Source organism: Niveispirillum sp. FG156, assembly GCF_057809555.1.
Map to the genome: position 1 here is coordinate 100,226 of NZ_JBMDKE010000010.1, position 14,515 is coordinate 114,740.

A 14,515-nucleotide genomic window follows, 5' to 3' on the forward strand; every position below is an offset into this window, starting at 1 on the left:
TAAGTACAGCGCTTCGTTAGAGCAATGTCCGGCCAGACCCAAAGGCCGGCGCCCCCGCATGAAAGGCCCTTCGCGCAATGTCGTCCGATCTGACCGCTGGCGTGTCCCACGCCGATCTCGCCAACGCCATCCGCGCCCTGTCCATGGACGCGGTGGAAGCCGCCAAGTCCGGACATCCCGGCATGCCGATGGGTATGGCCGACGTCGCGACCGTCCTGTTCACGCAGTTTCTGAAGTTCGATCCCAAGCGCCCCGACTGGGCCGACCGCGACCGGTTCATCCTGTCGGCGGGCCACGGCTCGATGCTGCAATACAGCCTGATGTACCTGACCGGGTATGAAGACATCACGCTGGACGAGATCAAGCGCTTCCGTCAGATGGGCGCGAAGACCGCCGGCCACCCGGAATTCGGCATGGCGCGCGGTATCGAGATGACCACCGGCCCCCTGGGTCAGGGCATCTCCACCGCCGTCGGCTTCGCCATGGCCGAACGCATCCTGAATGCCCGCTTTGGCGACGATCTGGTCGATCACACGACCTATGTCATTGCCGGCGACGGCGACCTGCAGGAAGGCATCAGCCACGAGGCCTGCTCGCTGGCCGGTCATCTGGGCCTGTCGAAGCTGATCGTGCTGTGGGATGACAACCGCATCAGCATCGACGGCTCCACCGACCTGTCCTTCACCGAGGATGTGAAGGCCCGCTACGCCGCCTATAACTGGGACGTGTCCGCCGTTGACGGCCATGACCCGGTGGCGGTCGCCAAGGCCATTGCCGCGGCCAAGCTGACGGACAAGCCCTCGCTGATCGCTTGCCGCACCACCATCGGCTATGGCGCGCCGACCAAGGCCAACACCGCCGGCAGCCATGGCAGCCCGCTGGGCGCCGCCGAGATTGAGGGCGCGCGCAAGGCCCTGAACTGGCCGCATGCGCCGTTCGAGATCCCCGACGCCATCCTGCATACCTGGCGCCATTTCGGCGACCGTGGCCATGTGGCCGTCGATGCCTGGGTCAAGCGTCTGGCGCGGTCCCCCAACCGTCTGGCCTTCAAGGCCGCCATTGCCGGCGACCTGTCGGCAGAGGCGCGCGCTGCCCTGCACGCCCACAAGAAGGCCGTGTCCGAGACGAAGCCGAAGATCGCCACCCGCCAGTCGTCGGGCAACACGCTGGACGTCATCGTCCCGCTGATGCCGGAAATGATGGGCGGGTCCGCCGACCTGACCGGGTCCAACAATACCCGCGTCAAGGCCCTGTCCAAGGCTGTGCAGAAGAACAGCTGGGATGGCCGTTACGTCCATTACGGCGTGCGTGAGCATGGCATGGCCGCCATCATGAACGGCATGGCCCTGCACAGCGGCATCATCCCCTATTCCGGCACCTTCCTGGCCTTCTCCGACTATAGCCGCCCTGCCATCCGCTTGGGCGCGCTGATGAAGCAGCGGGTCATTCATGTCATGACCCATGACAGCATCGGCCTGGGCGAAGACGGCCCAACGCATCAGCCCGTGGAACATGTCCCGGCGCTGCGCTGCATCCCCAACCTGCTGGTCCTACGCCCCGCCGACGCGGTGGAAGCGGCGGAAGCCTGGGAAATTGCGCTGGACGCCAAGACCCGTCCGTCGGTCCTGGCCCTGACCCGCCAGAACCTGGCCACGATGCGCTTGGAGCATACGGACGAGAACCTGTCCGCCAAGGGTGCCTATGTCCTGCGCGAGGCCTCCGGCCCCCGCAAGGTGACGCTGCTGGCCACCGGGTCGGAGGTGGAGATCGCCTTCAACGCGCGTGAGAAGCTGGAAGCCGAGGGCATCCCCACGGCCCTGGTCTCCATGCCGTCCTGGGAACTGTTCGCTGAACAGCCGGAGTCCTATCAGAAGGCCGTGCTGGGTGATGGTCTGCGCATCGGCGTGGAAGCCATGGTCCGCTTCGGCTGGGACCGCTGGATCGGTGAAAAGGGCGTGTTCATCGGCATGCCCGGCTTCGGCGAAAGCGCGCCCTACCAGGAACTGTATGAACATTTCGGCATCACGGCGGATGCCATCGTGAAGGCGGCGAAGGAACGGCTGTAAGCCTGTTTCCCCGATCTGATCGGATGTGACGCGGACGGCGCCAGGGTTTATCCTGGCGCCGTTTTGCTTTGTAGAGCAGCAGGAAGAAATGCAGGATCAGCAGGCAAAGAGGGTACGTGTAAGAATTCAGCGTGAGATGCCTGTGCGGACTTATGCGCACCTGTGGAACTCAAGTGAATTTATCCTTGAATGCGGACGCCGCGATCCTATTGGGGCATCGCATCACTACCTTTCAAGCATCATACTCACGACATTTGCCATCGAAGCGTACTTGAATCACGCTGGAAGTGAGATTCTAAGCTCGTGGAAACAAGTGGAAAAATCTCTATCACCGTTGGATAAATTTTCTCTCATTTGCGATGTAGCCAATATTGATAAACTTGACCCCGGAGAGGCACCGCTCAGTACAATCAAGGAACTGTTCAAATTTCGTAACATGGTTGCCCATGGAAAGACGGAGGTCATTAAAGAAGAAAAAGAAATTGAATCAAGCGGCTTGCATTACGGTATGTATGAAGGTTTTTTAAAGAGCGAGTGGCAGACGAAAATAAGTAACATTAAATTTGCACAAAGGGCTATCTGCGATGGCGAAAAATTTATGAGGCATATTCATGCCAAAATTTTTGAAGAAACCCAACCACTGTTTTCATATGGCATAGGTTCCGACTCAGCGAGGATCATTGAAGATCTCCCTGGCCATCCTGCACCGGTGCGGAGGTGACGTTTGAACCTAGCTGAGTTATCTTTCGGTTCGACTGATGTGGAGTGAAATTTGATGGGCGCTACACGCAGAGTGGTCCTGGAGCTTCCGGAAGAGGATGCAGCCCTGTTGGACGGGTTAGTGGCGTCCGGGGCCTACCCATCCAATGCTGCCTCTGTTTCAGCGGCGCTGGATATGTTTCGGCAATATGATGAGAATCCGGAAATCGACCGCTGGGTCGAAAAGGTCGGCATACCGTTATTGGAAGAGATCAGGCGGGATCCCAGCCAGTTGCTGACCCTTGAGGAGTTCGATCAGGAATTGGAAATCCATCGCCGCAACCGGCGCGCGGCAAAAGCACAATGAAGTTCCACGTCATATTTTCCAGAAATGCGAGAAGAAATTTATCCGAGATCGAAGATTACATCGCTGAACGTTCTGGCGAGCAGCGAGCAGAGAATTTCTTGAAGGCCATTCGGCGGACATGCTTGAACCTGGACACCTTCCCACAGCGTGGTCGGCTTACAACAGGGGGCATCCGGGTTGTAGGTCATGGTCGTTGGACAAGCATCCTGTTCAAGGTCGAAGGCGACGAAGTCACAATCCTTGGCATCCTGTATGGTGGCCGCGATATCTCACAGCATTTTGGCGCCTTGCCGCCTGTTGAAGAATGAAACGTAAGCAAAATTGATCGCAACAGTCCCACCGCCCCCACCCCCGCACAAACCCTGACCGCAAAGAGTCATGCCGGTAACGCCGTTACCTGAATTGCGCCCTTCCCGCAAAAAAACTAAGCTGCAACCCGTGCGCTTCACGCATGGCGGAAGGGACGGTTGCGCCCTTGTATGCGGGGGGTTCAAGGGTTAATTCGGGCTTGGGAACATGGGTCATCACGCGGCCCATCGGCCCCCGCGCCAGAGCCGGCGCGGGCGTCGTTCAATCGGAGGAAAGCATGGCTGTCAAAGTTGCGATCAACGGGTTCGGGCGTATTGGCCGTCTGGTTCTGCGCGCGCTCATCGAAAGCGGCCGCAAGGATATCGTGGTCGTCGCCATCAACGATCTGGCCGACGCCCATTCCAACGCCCACCTGCTGAAATATGACAGCGTCCATGGCCGCTTCCCCGGCACGGTCGAGGTTGTCGACGGCAATCTGGTCGTCAATGGCCACACCATCCGCTCCGTGCAGCAGCGCGACCCGGCTCAGTTGCCGTGGGGTGAACTGGGCGTGGATATCGCGCTGGAATGCTCCGGCATCTTCACCAGCCGCGACGCCGCGTCCAAGCACCTGACCGCCGGCGCCAAGAAGGTGCTGATCTCGGCTCCCGCCACCGACGAAGACCTGACGGTCGTCTATGGCGTGAACCATCAGAAGCTGACGGCCGAACACAAGATCGTTTCCAACGCGTCCTGCACCACCAACTGCCTGGCCCCGGTCGCCTATGTGCTGAATAATGGCATCGGCATCGCCCATGGCTTCATGACCACCATCCACAGCTATACCGGCGACCAGAACACCGTGGACACGTTCCACAAGGATCTGCACCGCGCCCGTGCCGCCGCGCTGAACATCATCCCGACCAGCACCGGTGCCGCCAAGGCCGTGGGCAAGGTTCTGCCGGAATTGAAGGGCAAGCTGGACGGCACCTCGCTGCGCGTGCCGACCCCGAACGTCTCGGTCGTCGATTTCAAGTTCGTGGCCAAGCGCAACACGACCGTCGAAGAGGTCAACCAGCTGATCCTGGACGCCGCTGCGTCCGGCCCGCTGAAGGGCATCCTGGGCGCCTATGCCGAGCCGCTGGTTTCCACCGACTTCAACCATGACAGCCACAGCTCGATCTTCGCCCTGAACGAGACGAAGGTCATGGAAGGCAACTTCGTGCGTATCCTGACCTGGTACGACAATGAATGGGGCTTCTCCAACCGCATGGGCGACACCGTCATCGCCATGGCGAATGCCGGCTGATTTCCCGACTGGTCTTTGCCGGTGATCAGGCTATCCTGATTGCAGGCCGGATCGACAACAGGGGCGCCGTTCCCGGCGGGAGCGGCGCCCCTGGCTTTTCTTTGAACCCCAAGAGCCACAAGAAAGGGCAGATGGACATGACCCCCAACGAGATCGCGCGGTTGCAGACCTATCTGCGCAAGAATTTCGGCAACGAGAAGATCACCGTGAACCCGCCGGCCAAGAAGGGCCAGCCAGTCGAAGTGACCATCGGGGAGGAATTCATCGGTACCCTGTACCGCGACGAGGATGATGGCGACGTTTCCTACGCCTTCAACATGACCATCCTGTCCGAAGACCTGCCGAACATCGCGCCGGCGAAAAAGTGATGGTCCTCGCCGTAGGTCGGGTCGAGCGCGATGCGCGAGCCCCGACAGATATGGCAAATAGCTTCCTGTCAGGGCGCGGCTTCGCCGCGACCTGACCTACGGTTTTTTATATCACACCCAAATCCCGCGCCGTGAGGTCAAGCGCCAGCTTGGCCAGCCGCGCCACCTCGTCCGCCTCCCCCTTCGTCATGGTCAGGGCGGGGGCATAGACCAGACTGTCGCGGATGCCGCGCATGATCAGGTTATTGTGAAAACAATGGTCGCGCGCCATCAGGCCGACCTTGCCGCCGCCGGGGAAGCGCTCCCACGTGCGCCGGTCCTGCACAATCTCGATGGCGCCGATCATGCCTTCGGAGCGGATTTCACCCACGATCGGGTGCCCCTCCAGCGCCTCCTCCAGCTTCTCGCGCAAGTACGGCCCGATCTCCGTCCGCGCGCGGTCCACCAGCCCTTCCCGCTCGATCACCTCCAGATTGGCCAGCGCCACGGCACAGGCCACGGGGTGACCGGAATAGGTGAAGCCGTGGTAGAACTCCCCACCCTCGTGGATCAAGGTCTCCGCCACCCGGTCACCGACCATGACGGCGGAGAGCGGCACGTAGCCGGACGTGATGCCCTTGGCCAGGGTCATGAAATCCGGCTTGATCCCGTAACGCTGTGACCCGAACCAATGGCCCAGACGGCCAAAGCCGCAGATCACCTCATCCGCGATCAGCAGGATGTCGTGTTCTTTGCAGATGCGGTTGATCTCCGGCCAGTAACTGTCGGGCGGGATGATGACGCCGCCGGCCCCCTGCACCGGCTCCCCGATGAAGGCGGCAACGTTCTCTGGGCCGATCTCCAGGATTTTCTCTTCGACCGCGCGGGCCGCCAGCCGCCCAAACGCCTCTGCGCTCATCTCCCCTTGGCCCTCAAACGGATAGGGCGCCATGACATGGGTGAAGCCGGGAAGCGGCAGGCCGCCCTGTTCGTGCATCACCTTCATGCCGTTCAGCGAGGTCGCGGCCATGGTGGTGCCGTGATAGCCATGCTCGCGCCCGATAAAGACCCGCTTTTCCGGCTTGCCCTTCAGTGCCCAGTAATGGCGCGCCATGCGCACGATGGTATCATTGGCCTCCGACCCGGAATTGGCGAAGAAGGCACGGTTCAGGCCCGATGGCGTCAGTTCCGCCAGCTTGGCCGCCAACCGCACCGTCGGCTCCGTCGTGGTCTTGAAGAAGCCGTGATAGAAACTGAGATCGGTCAGCTGACGATAGGCGGCATCGGCCAGTTCCCGCCGCCCATAGCCGACATTCACACACCACAGCCCGGCCATGGCATCCAGGATGCGCGCACCCGTGCTGTCGGTCAGCCACACCCCCTCGGCCTGGGTGATGATGCGCGGCCCGCCCAGGGCGGCCAGTTCCTGATGGTCGGTGAACGGATGCCAGTGATGGGCACCGGAAAGGCGCTTCAACGCGTCGGTATCGATGGTGGACACAAGTCGTCCCTCCCCAGGATCAAGATGCAGATGACGGACAGTCGGCAACCGTCAGACCGGCGGGTTGAACCCGATCCGGGCGCAGAGCAACAGCATCACTTCCTTGGGGCACGGGCCATGATAGGTCATGCAGAGAGCATAACGCCGACACACGCCGGCGTCACGGCCCCTATCTAAAACCGCATTAGCTGCGCAGGCCCGGCGCTTCCTGTCCGGTGCGGGCCACATATTCGGTGTAGCCGCCACCATATTGATGGATGCCGTCCGGCGTCAGCTCCAGCACGCGGTTGGAGAGCGTGGCCAGGAAGTGCCGGTCGTGCGACACGAACAGCATGGTGCCTTCATAATTGGCCAACGCGGTAATCAGCATCTGCTTGGTGTCGAGGTCGAGATGGTTTGTCGGCTCGTCCAGGACCAGAAAATTCGGCGGATTGTACAGCATCATTGCCATCACCAGCCGCGCCTTCTCGCCCCCCGACAGCACCCGGCAGCGCTTTTCCACATCATCGCCAGAAAAGCCGAAGCAACCGGCCAGTGCCCGCAGCGACCCCTGGCCCGCCTGCGGAAAGGCGCTTTCCAAGGCTTCAAAAACGGTCTGCTCACCATCCAGCAGTTCCATCGCGTGCTGAGAGAAATAGCCCATCTTCACGCTGGCCCCGACATTGACGGTCCCGGTATCGGGCCGGTCGGCGCCAGCGATGAGCTTCAGCAAGGTCGACTTGCCGGCACCATTGACGCCCATGACGCACCAGCGTTCCTTGCGGCGGATGGTGAAGTCGAAGCCCTGATAGATGCTGCGGCTGCCATAGCCCTTGTGGACATTGCGCAGCACCGCGACATCATCGCCCGAGCGTGGTGCGGGCGGAAAGTCGAACATCACCGTCTGGCGGCGCTTGGGCGGCTCGACACGTTCGATCTTGTCCAGCTTCTTAACGCGGCTCTGTACCTGGCTGGCATGGGAGGCTCGAGCCTTGAACCGCTCGATGAATTTGATTTCCTTGGCCAGCATGGCCTGCTGGCGTTCGAACTGCGCCTGCTGCTGCTTCTCGTTCAGGGCACGCTGCTGTTCATAGAAATTGTAGTCGCCGGAATAGGAGTTCAGCGACCCGCCATCGATTTCGATGATCTTGTTGACGATCCGGTTCATGAATTCCCGGTCGTGCGAGGTCATCAGCAGGGCACCTTCATAGCCCTTCAGGAACCCTTCCAGCCAGATCAGGCTTTCGATATCCAGATGGTTGCTGGGTTCGTCCAGCAGCATGGCATCGGGCTTCATCAACAGGATGCGGCCGAGCGCCACGCGCATCTTCCAGCCGCCTGACAGGGCGCCGACATCCTTGTCCATCATCTCCTGGCTGAAGCTGAGGCCGGCCAGCACCTCGCGTGCGCGGCCCTCCAGCTCATAGCCGCCCAGTTCATCGAAACGCGCCTGCACCTCGCCATAGCGCTCGATGATCGCGTCCATCTGGTCGGCCTGATCGGGATCGGCCATGGCTTCTTCCAGGCTTGCCAGTTCCTTGGCGACCTCGCTGACCGGCCCGGCACCGTCCATCACTTCCTGGACCGCGCTGCGACCGGACATCTCACCGACATCCTGGTTGAAGTAACCGATGGAAACCTGCTTCTCCACCGATACCTGGCCGGTATCCGGCTGCTCCTCACCCGTGATCATCCGGAACAAGGTGGTCTTGCCGGCCCCGTTGGGCCCCACCAGCCCCACCTTTTCCCCCCGGTTCAGGGCAGCGGAGGATTCCAGGAATAGAATGCGGTGACCGTTATGTTTGCTGATATTTTCAAAGCGGATCATGGGGCCGGGTTCCAAGGGCACAGATTGGCCCCCTTATGCCACAAGATGCCGGGCACGACAGGGGTCTATCGGCCCTTATGCCGACTGACGATGCAGGCCTGCCCAGCGCATGAACAGAGCTACGCGGTTGATCTGCCGCGCGTGGTGACGACACCTACGGGCCGTTTTCGGCAAGGTTTTAGTTTTGGATTTCGCCTAAACACAAACACCATGCCGATTGACACTAGCATGTAATTGCAGAACCATATAGCCATGCAATCATCAATCACCCCCCTTACCCATGCTGAACGTATCGACCGTGTCCGCCTGATCCGGGCGGAGAATGTCGGGCCGGTGACGTTTCTACGGCTGATGGAGCGGTTCGGGACCGCCACCGCCGCCCTGAACGCCCTGCCGGATCTGGCAAAGCGCGGCGGGCGCACCGCCCCCTTGCGCATTCCGGGCAAGGCAGAGGTGGAGCGGGAAGCCGTGGCGCTGGACCGGATTGGCGCGCGGTGGCTGTTCCGGGGAGAGGCGGAGTATCCGGGGCCGTTGGCCGTGCTGGATGATGCGCCGCCGGTGTTGACCCTGCTGGGTTTCCCGGCGCTGCTGTCGCGGCCCTGCGTGGGGATCGTCGGCGCGCGCAATGCCAGCATTGTCGGCCGCAAGATGGCGGAAAAGCTGGGCCGCGATCTGGCCGAGGCTGGGTTTACGGTGGTGTCCGGCTTGGCGCGCGGCATTGATACGTCGGCCCATCTTGGCGCCCTGGCCGGTGGGGCGACCGGTGGCGGGACGGTGGCCGTGGTGGCGGGTGGTGTCGACATTATCTATCCGCCGGAAAATGACGCGCTTTACCGCGATATCGCTGCGCGCGGGGCCGTTCTGGCCGAATCACCCCTGGGCACGGAGCCGCAGGCACGTCATTTCCCCCGGCGCAATCGCTTAATCTCCGGCCTGTCGCTGGGCGTCGTGGTGGTGGAGGCGGCGGTGAAGTCAGGATCGCTGATCACCGCGCGCTTTGCCGGCGAACAGGGGCGCGAGGTGTTTGCCGTGCCGGGATCACCGCTGGACCCGCGTGCCCAGGGCTGTAACCGCCTGATAAAGGAGGGGGCGGGGCTGGTAGAGAATGCCGATGATGTCATCAACCACCTGCAAGGCGCCCTGCGCCGCCCGTTCAGCGAACCCGGCGGTGGGCTGTTCCGCCCCACCAATCCAGCCCGCGAAGACGAGATGGAACTGGAAAAAGCGCGCCGTCTGGTGACGGAGTGCTTGTCCCCCTCCCCGGTTCTCATTGACGAAGTGGTCCGCGGCTGCCAATTGTCTGCCGGTGTGGTGTTGACTGTCCTGCTGGAAATGGAACTGGCGGGACGGCTGCAGCGCCATCCCGGTGGGCAGGTCAGCCTGATCTGACCCTTTCCCGCCGTCCGGTTATCCATCGTTCTTGCAAAGGCGGGTCCTTCAGTGGCTGGCAGTGTCGTCATCGTCGAATCCCCGGCCAAGGCCAAGACCATCAACAAATATCTGGGGTCGGACTTCACCGTCCTGGCCAGCTTCGGGCATGTGCGCGACCTTCCGCCCAAGGATGGGTCGGTGCGCCCCGAAGAGGATTTCGAGATGGATTGGGAGCTGGGCGACCGGTCCAAGCGCCATGTCGATGAGATCGCCCGTGCCGTGAAGGGTGCGAACCGCGTCTTCCTGGCCACTGACCCGGATCGCGAAGGGGAAGCCATCGCCTGGCACGTGCATGAGCTGCTGAAGGAAAAGCGGCTGGCCGGCAAGGCGGAAATCCGCCGCATCACCTTTAACGAGATCACCAAGAGCGCCGTTCTGGATGCCATCGGCAAGCCGCGCGATGTGGATCAGGAACTGGTGCAGGCCTATCTGGCCCGCCGCGCGCTGGATTATCTGGTGGGTTTCAACCTGTCGCCTGTCCTGTGGCGCAAGCTGCCGGGGTCGAAATCGGCGGGGCGCGTGCAGTCGGTGGCCCTGCGTCTGATCTGTGAGCGCGAGGCCGAGATCGAGGCGTTCAAGCCGCAGGAATATTGGACCATCGAGGCGGAATTCAAAACCTTCGAAGGCGCCACCTTCACCGCCCGCCTGACGCAGCTGGATGGCAAGCGGCTGGAGAAGTTCAGCCTGGGCAACAAGGAAGCCGCCGAGGCTGCCCTGGCCCGCATCCGCCCCATGCTGTTCAAGGTCGGCCGGGTGGAGCGCAAGGAAGTGCGGCGCAATCCCTATGCGCCCTTCACCACCTCCACCTTGCAGCAGGAGGCCAGCCGCAAGCTGGGCTTTGGTGCTGTCAAGACCATGCGCACCGCGCAGAAGCTCTATGAGGGCGTGGATATCGGTGGGGAGACGGTCGGTCTGATCACCTATATGCGTACTGACGGCGTGTCACTCAGCCAGGAGGCCATTGAGGGATCGCGACGCCTGATCGACCAGACCTGGGGCGATAATTACGTCCCCGAAAAGCCCCGCATTTATAAGACCGCCGCCAAGAACGCCCAGGAAGCGCACGAGGCCATCCGCCCGACCGACCTGTTCCGCCGCCCGGATCAGCTGACCCGCTATCTCGACAAGGACGAGCTGCGGCTTTACGAGCTGGTGTGGAAGCGTACGGTGGCGTCGCAGATGGCCAGCGCCGTGCTGGACCAAGTGACCGTCGATATCATGTCGAAGGGGGCGGAAGCGGTGTTCCGCGCCACCGGTTCCATCCTGAAATTCGATGGCTTCCTGAAGGTCTATCAGGAAGAGAAGGATGATGACGGGGAGGAAGAGGAGAACCGCCGCCTGCCGCCCATGAAGGATGGCGACGACCTGACGCGCGGCGCCCTGAAATCCGATCAGCACTTCACCCAGCCGCCGCCCCGCTATACCGAGGCCAGTCTGGTGAAGAAGATGGAGGAGCTGGGCATCGGTCGTCCCTCAACCTATGCCTCCACTTTGCAGGTCTTGCAGGAGCGCAATTATGTACGGCTGGAGAAAAGACGGTTTGAGCCGGAAGATCGCGGGCGGCTGGTCACCAGCTTCCTGGAGAATTTCTTCAACCGCTATGTGCAGTATGATTTCACGGCGGCGCTGGAAGAGAAGCTGGACGATATTTCCGGCGGGCGCATCTTCTGGAAGGATGTGCTGCGGGAGTTCTGGAAGCACTTCCATGCTTCCATCGACGAGACTAAGGACCTGACCATCACCCAGGTGCTGAATGCCCTGGATGACGCGCTGGGGCCGCACTTCTTCCCCGACCGGTTCGATACGCAAGGGCACAAGATCGACGTGCGCGTCTGCCCCACCTGCGGGGCGGGGCGGCTGTCGCTGAAACTGGGCAAGACGGGCGCCTTCATCGGCTGTTCCAACTATCCGGAATGCCGCTATACCCGCCCGCTGGCCGTGGCCGGCGAAGAGGCGGAGGCAGATGCCGACCGCGATCTGGGCGTCGACCCGGAGACGAACCAGAATGTGGTGATGAAGCGCGGGCCCTATGGCGTCTATGTCCAGCTGGGCGAGGCAGTGGCCAAGGGGGAAAAGCCAAAACGCGTCTCCCTGCCCCGTGGCCTGAACCCGCAGGATGTGGACCTGAATACGGCATTGGCGTTGCTGTCGCTGCCGCGTTCGCTGGGCACGCATCCGTCGTCGGGACAGGAAATCCAGGCCGGCATCGGGCGCTTCGGGCCGTATCTGAAGCATGGCGATGCTTATAAGAACATCCCGCCGGATGACGACGTGCTGACCATCGGCCTGAACCGCGCCGTCGTCCTGCTGGGCGATGGGCCGGTGAAGAAGGCGGTAGCGGGGCGTGAGCTGGGCAACCATCCCAAGGATGGCAAGCCCATCTCCATCGGGTCCGGTCGCTTCGGGCCCTATGTGAAGCATAACAAGCTGTTCGCCAGCATTACCAAGGCCTACAATGCCGACACGCTGACCCTGGAACAGGCGGTGGAACTGCTGGCCGCGAAGGCCGCCAAGGACACGGCCAAGAAGGGTGCGGCACCGGAGGCAGAGGCCGAGGAAAAGCCGAAGAAGGCGCCCGCCAAGAAAGCCGCCGCACCAAAGGCGGAAGCAGCCAAGAAGCCGACGGCGAAGACGGCAACGACAGCGGCGAAGAAGCCGGCAGTGAAAAAAGCCAAGGCGTGAACTTGCAAACAGCGATAGGGTGAACCATGTTCAGCCGTATAAAGGGTATCAGCACCCTGGAGGGCCCCATGCGCACCCTATTTCTGACCGGCCTGGTTTTGTCGATCATCGCCCTTTCCGCGACAGCGGAGGAGCAGGCTGCGCCGGCGACGCCACCCGTGAATACCTTTACCCTGCTGGAAAAGAAGCCGGAGCCGCAGCCGGTGGGCGGTGGCCCTACGGCCCGCACGGTGCCCGATTACAGCCAGGGCGTCCCGGTGGCACAGGCGCAGCAGGCTGAACAGGAAGCCAAATGCCGCGTGCGTAAGACCGTGGAGGCCGGCGTTGCCATGGGTGGCGTCAGCGGCACCTATGCCGGGGCGCGGCTGGATTACGGCAAGGATGACAAGGCACTGGCCCGTGGCTATGCCCCCACCCCCTGCCCCGACACGGGTTTCGCCATGTCGCTGGCCGTGTCGAGCAGCGATATGGAGATGAAGCGTCGGGGTGAACGCCGCCCGATGCAGATGGACGAAGACGGGCGGCCCGACCTGATGGAACGGTAAGGCCGCTCCCCTATTTCCCGTTCAAGGTCCGTTCGATATTCAAGCCGATGGTCACCCCACCCAGGGCCGGGGCGGAGGGATCGCCGCCGATGGCAAAGCTGATCTGGACACTGAATTGACTGGTCGATTGATCGAAGGCGATATTGTCGATGAAGGCGGTATCAGGCCCCTTCACGACGGTCATGGAGAATTTCCGCTCATCCGCCTGCCAGAGATCGCTGGATAAAGGGTCGGACGCCACGGCCATGCCAGCCCCGTCAAACAGCAGGATTTCCGATACCATGCCGCCCGATGTGGCCCGTAACCGGTAAAGTGCCGCTGACAGCGGATGATCGCGCAGGCCGGTAACCAACGGGTCATCTGCCCGGTCGCGATGCGCCTGATAACGACGATCCTCCATCATGATCTGCTGCACCGGCTTTGACCCGTTCACCTGCCACGCGGCGGCCAGGGCCGGCAGAAGGGCCGGATCGGCCAGAAGCTGATCACGCACATGCTGCGCCACGGCCAGGGCCGTACGGCGTTCAGCCGATGAAAGAGCCATGTTGGCGGCGGCACAATGCGGGATCTGGGCGTTGAACCTTTCCAGAAAGCCCGGATACGCCTTCAGAAAGGCGTCAGAAAAATAGACGCCCAACGGCATGTAGCGTTCAAACGCGATGGTCAGGCCAGCGGGGTCGATGCCCGCCTCCCGCCTGGCAAAAGCCAGTTCCGCCTCATCCATCAGGACAGCGGCGACACGGCCACCGACCAGCATACGCAGAAGCTGTGCCCCGCTGCGCGCGGCGCCATCGACATTGGCCTCATGGGCCTGAAGCCATTTCAACTGATTGGAACCCAGCACCGCCGCCACGGGCAGTCCCGTCCGCACCTGGGCGGGGATTGCACCGGCAGGGGCCGTCGTAACCCATACCCAGCGCTCCAGCGCCAGCGGAAGGGACAGGCGTCCGGCATCGGTATCGCGCGCAGCATCCGGGGCCACAGAGAACACGCCCTGTGCCAATCCCTGACGCACCTGTTCATGGGCACGCAGCCAGGGGGAAAGGTCCACCTGATAGCGCTGATCCAGCCGGTCCATGACGCAGTCAAAGGCACGCATGGAGGTGCCATCCAGGTTGTCGCCCACCATTTCCTGATAGGGCGGCGCAATGTTGGTGAGAAACCGCGGTATCTCTGCGGCTGACGCCCGTGCAGCGGGAACCTGCAGGACCAAGGTACCCAGCAGCAGACGCCCCGCCATGGTGACAAGGCGCATTTCACTCCCTTCTCGCCGGTCTTGAAGCCGACGCACAGGGAATAGTCTAGGCCTGTTCAGGCCGAAGCGAACACCTATCCGGAAGGTGCTGAAATAGATCGCAGACCAACTTAAATCATCGCGTGCCGCATCGGGCGTAACCGGCAACAGACCCGTCACGACGACCAGCAGCACACTCCGCCCGCGCCGGAAGGGTGGTGGCGAGCAGGAGGAGGAAG

Annotated in this window: 12 protein-coding genes; 9 read left to right on the forward strand and 3 right to left on the reverse strand. The window is 62.1% G+C overall.

Going from position 1 to position 14,515, the window contains the following annotated elements; translation table 11 throughout:
* Window positions 1–77: 77 nt before the first annotated feature.
* The 6 genes from tkt (at window position 78) to ACODSP_RS08430 (ending at window position 5,097) form a co-directional block, all read left to right on the forward strand.
* Entirely contained in the window at window positions 78–2,066 is a 1,989-nt protein-coding gene (tkt, locus tag ACODSP_RS08405) for a transketolase (protein ID WP_488965158.1), read from the forward strand.
* Window positions 2,067–2,154: 88 nt separating this feature from the next.
* On the forward strand, window positions 2,155–2,787 hold the full coding sequence (locus ACODSP_RS08410) for a hypothetical protein (protein ID WP_488965159.1): 633 nt from the start codon (window positions 2,155–2,157) through the stop codon (window positions 2,785–2,787).
* A gap of 54 nt (window positions 2,788–2,841) precedes the next feature.
* Window positions 2,842–3,132, forward strand: coding sequence for a hypothetical protein (locus ACODSP_RS08415; protein ID WP_488965160.1), 291 nt, complete (start codon window positions 2,842–2,844; stop codon window positions 3,130–3,132).
* Entirely contained in the window at window positions 3,129–3,440 is a 312-nt protein-coding gene (locus tag ACODSP_RS08420) for a type II toxin-antitoxin system RelE/ParE family toxin (RefSeq protein ID WP_488965161.1), read from the forward strand. The genes ACODSP_RS08415 and ACODSP_RS08420 overlap by 4 nt, the downstream gene beginning before the upstream one ends.
* Before the next feature lie 278 nt (window positions 3,441–3,718).
* Window positions 3,719–4,729: a type I glyceraldehyde-3-phosphate dehydrogenase gene (gene gap / locus ACODSP_RS08425; protein WP_488965162.1), complete on the forward strand. Its 1,011-nt coding sequence runs from the start codon at window positions 3,719–3,721 to the stop codon at window positions 4,727–4,729.
* A gap of 131 nt (window positions 4,730–4,860) precedes the next feature.
* A complete protein-coding gene (locus tag ACODSP_RS08430) occupies window positions 4,861–5,097 on the forward strand; it encodes a DUF3126 family protein (protein ID WP_488965163.1) in 237 nt (78 codons plus the stop codon).
* A 106-nt stretch (window positions 5,098–5,203) separates the two neighbouring features.
* Here the strand turns inward: ACODSP_RS08430 and ACODSP_RS08435 are convergent, their stop codons facing one another.
* Both ACODSP_RS08435 and ACODSP_RS08440 read right to left on the reverse strand, forming a co-directional pair.
* Window positions 5,204–6,577, reverse strand: a complete 1,374-nt coding sequence (locus tag ACODSP_RS08435) for an aspartate aminotransferase family protein (protein ID WP_488965164.1) — start codon at window positions 6,575–6,577, stop codon at window positions 5,204–5,206.
* Between the two features lie 184 nt (window positions 6,578–6,761).
* Window positions 6,762–8,384, reverse strand: a complete 1,623-nt coding sequence (locus ACODSP_RS08440) for an ABC-F family ATP-binding cassette domain-containing protein (RefSeq protein ID WP_488965165.1) — start codon at window positions 8,382–8,384, stop codon at window positions 6,762–6,764.
* Window positions 8,385–8,636: 252 nt separating this feature from the next.
* On the opposite strand from ACODSP_RS08440, the gene dprA reads away from it, so the two are divergent.
* The 3 genes from dprA to ACODSP_RS08455 all read left to right on the forward strand — a co-directional run bounded on the left by dprA (window position 8,637) and on the right by ACODSP_RS08455 (window position 13,042).
* The gene (dprA, locus tag ACODSP_RS08445; RefSeq protein ID WP_488965166.1) at window positions 8,637–9,773 is read left to right on the forward strand and encodes a DNA-processing protein DprA; all 1,137 of its coding nucleotides are present in this window, start codon (window positions 8,637–8,639) and stop codon (window positions 9,771–9,773) included.
* 51 nt (window positions 9,774–9,824) lie between these two features.
* Window positions 9,825–12,497, forward strand: coding sequence for a type I DNA topoisomerase (topA, locus tag ACODSP_RS08450; protein ID WP_488965167.1), 2,673 nt, complete (start codon window positions 9,825–9,827; stop codon window positions 12,495–12,497).
* 68 nt (window positions 12,498–12,565) lie between these two features.
* Complete coding sequence (locus tag ACODSP_RS08455) at window positions 12,566–13,042, forward strand: hypothetical protein (RefSeq protein WP_488965168.1); 477 nt, start codon at window positions 12,566–12,568, stop codon at window positions 13,040–13,042.
* A 10-nt stretch (window positions 13,043–13,052) separates the two neighbouring features.
* Here the strand turns inward: ACODSP_RS08455 and ACODSP_RS08460 are convergent, their stop codons facing one another.
* Entirely contained in the window at window positions 13,053–14,297 is a 1,245-nt protein-coding gene (locus ACODSP_RS08460) for a substrate-binding periplasmic protein (protein WP_488965169.1), read from the reverse strand.
* Window positions 14,298–14,515: the final 218 nt, after the last annotated feature.

Bases quoted from the DNA above. Each gene is read 5' to 3' on its own strand.
- ACODSP_RS08440 (WP_488965165.1), bottom strand. From the start codon at position 8,384: ATGATCCGCTTTGAAAATATCAGCAAACATAACGGTCACCGCATTCTA.
- dprA (WP_488965166.1), top strand. From the start codon at position 8,637: ATGCAATCATCAATCACCCCCCTTACCCATGCTGAACGTATCGACCGT.
- ACODSP_RS08415 (WP_488965160.1), top strand. From the start codon at position 2,842: ATGGGCGCTACACGCAGAGTGGTCCTGGAGCTTCCGGAAGAGGATGCA.
- ACODSP_RS08430 (WP_488965163.1), top strand. From the start codon at position 4,861: ATGGACATGACCCCCAACGAGATCGCGCGGTTGCAGACCTATCTGCGC.
- ACODSP_RS08410 (WP_488965159.1), top strand. From the start codon at position 2,155: ATGCAGGATCAGCAGGCAAAGAGGGTACGTGTAAGAATTCAGCGTGAG.
- gap (WP_488965162.1), top strand. From the start codon at position 3,719: ATGGCTGTCAAAGTTGCGATCAACGGGTTCGGGCGTATTGGCCGTCTG.
- ACODSP_RS08455 (WP_488965168.1), top strand. From the start codon at position 12,566: ATGCGCACCCTATTTCTGACCGGCCTGGTTTTGTCGATCATCGCCCTT.
- ACODSP_RS08460 (WP_488965169.1), bottom strand. From the start codon at position 14,297: ATGCGCCTTGTCACCATGGCGGGGCGTCTGCTGCTGGGTACCTTGGTC.
- ACODSP_RS08420 (WP_488965161.1), top strand. From the start codon at position 3,129: ATGAAGTTCCACGTCATATTTTCCAGAAATGCGAGAAGAAATTTATCC.
- tkt (WP_488965158.1), top strand. From the start codon at position 78: ATGTCGTCCGATCTGACCGCTGGCGTGTCCCACGCCGATCTCGCCAAC.